Below are 6000 nucleotides of genomic sequence, written 5' to 3' on the forward strand. Positions count from 1 at the left end.
CAGTAACGGCGACCGTTTTTCTCTACCAGCCCTTCGTCCACCAAGCGGAACACTTTTGTCCCCCTCGATGCCCGCCAAAGGCATATCATTCCGATCATGAAGAGCACCGCAGCGAGAACACTCAATTGCCAAAAAGTCATAGGGACCGCCTTTCTGCTTTCATTCCCGCAGGAATTTGATGGGAAATTCCTTGTCGGCATGACGTTTCTTGAATTCCTCGAATGTTATCCCCTGAAGAACCTTCTCTGAGGCTGCCGCAGATTTGCTACGTTCAAGGGCGGTTTGGCGGCGCTTCTCTTCTCGATCTTGCTCCTCTTTGGCTGTCATGCCTTGGGCACTGACTCGCTCGGAAGCCTGCATCATCACCCTCTTGAGGTAGTTGTCATTTTGAAACCCGCATTTTTCCAGGTTACAGACCGTTTCCAAGGCCTCCATAATCCGCCGCTTATCTGTGCGGTAACGTTTTCCGTCATACTCGAATTCGCAAGCTTCCCACAGTTTCACCATTCGCCAGAGGATCCGTACCCGTTTTTTGAGGCTGACCCGGCTGGTCGTGAATTGCCGGAAGCAATCGACATATTCGTTGGCGATCCGCCAGGCAGGGCCAAGCTTGGCCGCGATCTCGGCACGCTCCCGCCAAAGCTCCGCATCATCGACCTGGTCGACATCGAAGGCACGCTCGCAATAAGGGCAGGTGATCTTCATTTCCCGCCCTCGGCATTTACCGCATCCGTCTGCAGGCCTTTCAAAATGTAGAAGATCGCTTGGTGTTCAACCGTCCTGACCTGTTTGACAGCTGTTTTGTTCAGCTTTTCAACCACATCTGGGTATTCTTTCAAGTCGAGATGAAGAGCCCGGGTCGGCCTCGGTCTCTTTTGTCAGGGGGATAAAGGGGCCAAAGCCGTCGAGTCTTCCGGCGCGCCAGGCGTCGTAGTGCTTTCCACAAAATCCCCGCGCCTTCGCGACATACTCACACCCTTCCACCTTGCACAATTGTCTTGTCATAGCCTTTTGCTCCTTCCCTTTGTGTGCCAAGCTCTCGTCCAGGATCTGCTTTCCCTGAGGGCAGCCCTGGCATTCGGGCCATCTTGGGGCATTTGAATAACTGCCGTTTCGCTCTTTCTGTCTCTCAACGCACCGCTTGCGCAGCATCCGGGTACCGAATCGTTCACATCGAAAGGCATCTGGTCCATTGAGGATTTCGTCTAGGGATGGCATGCTCTTGTCCTCACAGTCCCCCAGGGGCTGGCAGCCCATTGCTTCACGCAATCTGGCGGGGCCATCGGCAGCCGATGCCGCCCAGTACTCCAAGGTCAAATCATCCGCCTGCTCGAGGGTCAGGCTTCGAACAGGGAGGCTCCATGCATCCAGCCACCCGGCAATGACCCCATTGACCCTGAGTTGCCAGACGGGATCGGTATCGCGGAAACCGTCCTCAACAATCGGTTTGCCATTCGGCACCATGAATATCAGCGCGTCATAGGTCTCCATCCAGGCGAGAGCCGTCGGCATGCAGCTGTGGACCAACTCGTGCATTCCGTTCACCTGGGCGTAAGCCAAAGGATCGATCACGGTTCTGTCGCACACCAGGGCGTGACACTCGGCCCCATAGTCGATTTCGGCCACGAACTGGCGGTGAAAGAGCCATTGCTGAGCCCTCGGGGTAGCCTCGTGGTTCAATTTGAATTTGCATGTCCTGGCAATCTCCGTGACCAAGCCGGCGCTCATGCCGCATTGTTGCTGGATCATCCAGGCAAGTTTCCTCGCAAGGGTCGTTTTCCCCACTCCATGCGTCCCGGTTATGCCAATCTTGATCACTTGAAATCCCTCCGCATTTGTGGACCGAGCACCGTCACAACTTTCCCGCAAGATTCATCCACCTTGAGGATGACGGCTTCCTGCGGGCACCAATAGGAACTGAGAAGCCGGTACGGCGCGCCAATCCTGGTAAAGAGCTCTCTCTGCTTCTGGATGACAATCGCCTGTCGAAGCATCCGTTTGATCCGCCCGGCGGCCGGCGGAGGCGTGCCAACCCGCTCAACCCACTGGTCCCTGGCATGCTTGCTCATAGAGATCATTTCGAGACACCTCCGCGAAGGCATTAACGAGCCGCGCTTTTGAGCAGTGGCACCACCAAGGTTTCGCTCAAGACGCTCGAAAGCCGGCTGGGGTTCGTGGTGTTGACGATCCGCTCTGATGCCTGGTCATTTTCGCGATCGATCCATTTGGCGACGAAAGCCCGCTCACGCCCCTCACAGCAGGGGCAGTTGAAATACCGCCCCGCGTCATAGATAACCTGGCAATCCGGGCAATAGGCTGCCATCCCGATGGGGATGCAATTCTGAAAGCTTTTCCTGCTCATAGGGCTACCTCCTTGCTGTTTGATTCCAAATTCCTGATGTTCCTCATAGCTGCCAGGAGACGTTCAAGCTTGCCTGGGTCCCGGCACCAGTCGAGGCGGTCCACGCCGCAGATTCTCCGGACGAGTCCCTGGAGGCGCTTCTCACCGTCCCGATCGAGTTGCTCGGCTTCGGCCATCGCTCGCAGTTGCAGGGCCCGGGCCTAACGCCGGGTTCGATCCGTTTTCCTTCGTTCGCGAATGACCTTCCGCTCGAAACCGCAGCTCTCGAAGTGCCGGACCAGGTCTTTCAGTTCCGGGATGCTCATAGCGGCGGCTGATCCCACCCCATAGGCGGCCAGAGCGCTCCGGTAGATTTCCTCCGAGAGTCCGAGGTCCTTCTTGGCCAGGTGCACCAGGGCCAAGAGCCCTTTCCTCTGCCGCTCGAGCTGTTCTTTGTGCACCTCTTTCATGAGGCCTCCTTTACGTAATCGAGAAAAAACCGGTCCCTGTTCCCTACCTGGTAAGTCCTCTCTCTGGCCCCCGAGGGAGCAGGTCTGTCGCCCGCAACCCTCAACGCTCCGTTCTGAATGAGCTTTCTGATCACGCTGCGCACGTAACTGCTGTCCGCATCCGTTAGAAGCACCAAATCCCGGACGGAAAACGTGCCCCTTACATGCATAGCGCGGAAGATCCGGCGCCGGACCGGCGAACCTTCGATAATCTTCAGGCACCTGTAAACCCCTGGTTCCACGCACTCGATCTCTCCGGCCTTCCGTAATTCCCTGATTGCTGAGCGGATCTGTTTGAGTTCCCCGTACTCCTTTACGGCCAGGGCAGTACCGATATCCGCTGCACGAAATTTCCCGAGCTTTTTGGCTGCTGCCCTCACCCGGTCTGTAATGCCTGCCTTCATCATTGGAAGACCTCCTCGATGACCGCGTCATCCAGGTCCTTGAGCCCGCTCGACCGCATAATCCGTTCGAGGCGGATGGCGTCTTTGACCACGTTTCGGAAGTCACCTTTGGCGTGCCTCAGGATCCGCGCCGACTGCTCGGGTTTTAACGCCAGGTCGAGGGATTTCCGGTAGAAGACAACCACATCCGAATGGCTGAGGGGGGCGAGTTTCAGCACCTCACGCACACGGCTCAGAAGCCGTCCCTCCCGCCCGAGCTTTCTGTGGAGGGCATCCTCCCCGAGAAGCACGATCGGGACATGGTGGAGATCGTGGAAAGACCGCAGCTGGTTCAAGTGCTTCAGGGTCATCTGGTCGGCTTCATCAACCAGAATCAGGCGCCGCTGGCGCCCGAGCTCATCAGCGATCGCCTCCACGCAGGCATCCGTTCCCCGGGGGCGGATCCCGGCCACCGCGAAGGCGACCTCCCGGATCAGCCCCGCCAGACTCATGCGCGGCTCGAAGCATACGTAGAGCACCTGTGGGTTCATCGCGACAGTACGCTCGGCGATCTTCGTCTTTCCTCGGCCGTAGGGACCAAGGACCACGGCCAGGTCAACGCCGATCGAAGATGCCAGTAGCTCCTGACAAAGTTCCTGGAAGTTCTGAAAATTCTGTGTGGGGATGAATACGTCCTTCATGCGCCTTTCCCTCCGGCCATACCGATGCTTTCCTGATAAAGTTCCCAATATTCCCTGGTGTCCGGATCCATCTTGGCCTCGAAGGCGGCCATGAATCCGGCATCGTCCTGCTCGATCGTCTGCCCATCCAGCTGCTGATCGAGGATCCAGCGGTACCGCTCGGCCTCGCTTTGGAAAAGCGGCCGTGGCGGCTGATAACTCTCGATCTTGGCGACTTCCTCAGCCAGTTGTTCTGCCGGCGGAGGCAACACGGCCTGCCGTTCCTCCAGGACCCGGCGCTTTTCTCTTCCGATGATGGCCGCCGCCCGTTCGATCTCCGGGGTTTTCGAATACTCCATAAAATCGGGTATTTTGGATGTGAGCTGGCGGTATTCGAGGATGAAACCCTTCCGTCGGCGGCGCTTCTCTTCAATCTTCATCTTGGCAAGGGCAGTATCCTTCATGCTCGAGTAGACCACCGGCCGGGCCGGGGCGATATACTGGCCATTCTGGAAGACCATGAGCCAATCCGGATCCAGGGGGTCGTACCGGCATTCGCACCGCGACCCCGAGAGAGCTATCAGGTCTTCATGCTCGTAGATTTCATTTCGGAAGCGGATCCGGCCGCGGTCGATCACGCGATTGGCCCTGGGGAGGAAAATCAGGTCGATGGCCTCATCCGAGACCTTCCCGGGCCGCCAGCCATCCATGTAGCAACGCCGCAGGCAATCCATCGGGGTTGCACTCTTGGGCTTCGGCTTGCCGATCCACTCCTTCAGAACGCCTCGATGCGCTTTCTGGCTGTTGTAATGGTCCATCGCCTTCATGAGGGTGGCCGCAAATTCCCAAAAGGTCAGGAGTTTCCCCTCCCGGGCCAGGCGGTCGATCTCCTTCTGGTCGACTTCGTTTTCCTCGGCCGGCCCACCAAGCCGCTTGACCTGGCCGGGCACGCGGAAAGTATTTCGCAGGACTGATTCGAGGTTGCTGAACGTCCCCTCGATCATTTTGGCCTTGGCGTTTCGGACGATGGCTTTCCGGTGTGTGCCGGGCTGGATTGCGCAGGGGTTCAAGAGCTCCGGATCCACACCGGTGCAGTCGACCGGGGCGTCCATTTCGGGATGCACCGAAAGGCCGACCGCGCGCATATCTGCCATGACGCCCATGACGTAGCGGCTGAGCTCGGGCTTGCCGTTATCGGTGTAGATGGCGTCGAAGGCACCCCAGATCTTCAATCCCATGCGGAGGGCCAAGCCAATCAGGTAGCTGTCGTACTTGCGGTCCACCGTCCCCCCGTAGATGAGCCGAGTTCGCAGGTCCTGCCAGAAATAACCTTCCGGCCGGAACACCTCCCCCGTATCATCATCTACGACCCAGAAGTCGAACCGGTGCTGATCCCCAACCAGCATCTCGAAGGGGTTGAGGTCCGAATAATCCCTAAGGACAGGGGGCAGGGCGTTGTCGAGGGCGCGGAGGCCTCCGCGCTGGAGGGCCAGGAGCTGTGGATTGACGCGCTTGTGGAACCACCACAGGGCGCTTTCATATCCGCCGGTACGCCAATCACGCTTTTGAGCTTCTTCCCTGAGGATGGCGTAAAGGATGTTCTTATCGAGCTTACGGTGCTCTTTCTTGAGACAGAGACCACACCAGAAGTCCACCGCCTCGGGAGTCCAGGTCTTGGGCTGGCTTTTCGTGCTCTTGGTATGTTTCAGGCCGGCCAGACCCCGCTTCTCATACCGTTTGATTTTGCGGTAAACTGTCTGCCAGGCAACGCCATGCTTGGCCGCCACGAATTCGATCCACGCCCGCTTTTTGTGACCTTTCGGGACACTCATGGCCTCCTGGATAATGCGCGTCCATTCCTGCACTTTTCGGTCGCGCAGGACGTCCATCCCGATCGGCGGGTGTGAATGATGCGGGGTAAGCGCCTCCTTATTATATAGAGAGCACTCACCCATCGCCTTCGTCGCTGCGGCCAGGGCGGCTTCCGGAGCGAGATCAGGCAATAGGTAGGCGGGGACATCGGTTCTGGTCGCGACGATCTTCTGGATCTCAGGGGGAAGGGAGGTCAAGGAGAAAACCCTCTCGCC

8 protein-coding genes are annotated in these 6000 nt (G+C 58.1%); all 8 read right to left on the minus strand.

The genetic code is table 11. The features are described 5' to 3' along the window. Positions 1-159: 159 nt before the first annotated feature. Complete coding sequence (locus H567_RS0103855; RefSeq protein ID WP_028320394.1) at positions 160-705, minus strand: HI_1489 N-terminal domain-containing protein; 546 nt, start codon at positions 703-705, stop codon at positions 160-162. A gap of 108 nt (positions 706-813) precedes the next feature. Next, a complete protein-coding gene (locus tag H567_RS0103865) occupies positions 814-1818 on the minus strand; it encodes an AAA family ATPase (RefSeq protein WP_028320395.1) in 1005 nt (334 codons plus the stop codon). Beyond that, on the minus strand, positions 1815-2078 hold the full coding sequence (locus H567_RS28375; RefSeq protein WP_051184458.1) for a hypothetical protein: 264 nt from the start codon (positions 2076-2078) through the stop codon (positions 1815-1817). The genes H567_RS0103865 and H567_RS28375 overlap by 4 nt, the downstream gene beginning before the upstream one ends. A gap of 23 nt (positions 2079-2101) precedes the next feature. Continuing rightward, entirely contained in the window at positions 2102-2362 is a 261-nt protein-coding gene (locus H567_RS0103875) for a hypothetical protein (protein ID WP_028320396.1), read from the minus strand. 200 nt (positions 2363-2562) lie between these two features. After that, positions 2563-2811, minus strand: coding sequence for a phage protein GemA/Gp16 family protein (locus tag H567_RS28955; RefSeq protein ID WP_035253312.1), 249 nt, complete (start codon positions 2809-2811; stop codon positions 2563-2565). After that, a complete protein-coding gene (locus H567_RS28960) occupies positions 2808-3257 on the minus strand; it encodes a hypothetical protein (protein WP_028320398.1) in 450 nt (149 codons plus the stop codon). The genes H567_RS28955 and H567_RS28960 overlap by 4 nt, the downstream gene beginning before the upstream one ends. After that, entirely contained in the window at positions 3254-3934 is a 681-nt protein-coding gene (locus tag H567_RS26875; protein WP_051184459.1) for an AAA family ATPase, read from the minus strand. Before H567_RS26875 ends, H567_RS28960 begins: the two co-directional genes overlap by 4 nt. Further along, a partial coding sequence (locus tag H567_RS0103900) for a Mu transposase C-terminal domain-containing protein (RefSeq protein ID WP_028320399.1) occupies positions 3931-6000 on the minus strand: 2070 nt, incomplete at its 5' end. The genes H567_RS26875 and H567_RS0103900, both read right to left, overlap by 4 nt.

It is taken from the genome of Desulfatiglans anilini DSM 4660 (genome assembly GCF_000422285.1).
Lineage (GTDB): Bacteria > Desulfobacterota > DSM-4660 > Desulfatiglandales > Desulfatiglandaceae > Desulfatiglans > Desulfatiglans anilini.

Excerpts from the sequence above, each read along its gene's own strand:
- H567_RS0103875 (WP_028320396.1), bottom strand. The coding sequence starts at position 2,362 with ATGAGCAGGAAAAGCTTTCAGAATTGCATCCCCATCGGGATGGCAGCC.
- H567_RS28955 (WP_035253312.1), bottom strand. The coding sequence starts at position 2,811 with ATGAAAGAGGTGCACAAAGAACAGCTCGAGCGGCAGAGGAAAGGGCTC.
- H567_RS0103855 (WP_028320394.1), bottom strand. The coding sequence starts at position 705 with ATGAAGATCACCTGCCCTTATTGCGAGCGTGCCTTCGATGTCGACCAG.
- H567_RS28375 (WP_051184458.1), bottom strand. The coding sequence starts at position 2,078 with ATGATCTCTATGAGCAAGCATGCCAGGGACCAGTGGGTTGAGCGGGTT.
- H567_RS26875 (WP_051184459.1), bottom strand. The coding sequence starts at position 3,934 with ATGAAGGACGTATTCATCCCCACACAGAATTTTCAGAACTTCCAGGAA.
- H567_RS28960 (WP_028320398.1), bottom strand. The coding sequence starts at position 3,257 with ATGATGAAGGCAGGCATTACAGACCGGGTGAGGGCAGCAGCCAAAAAG.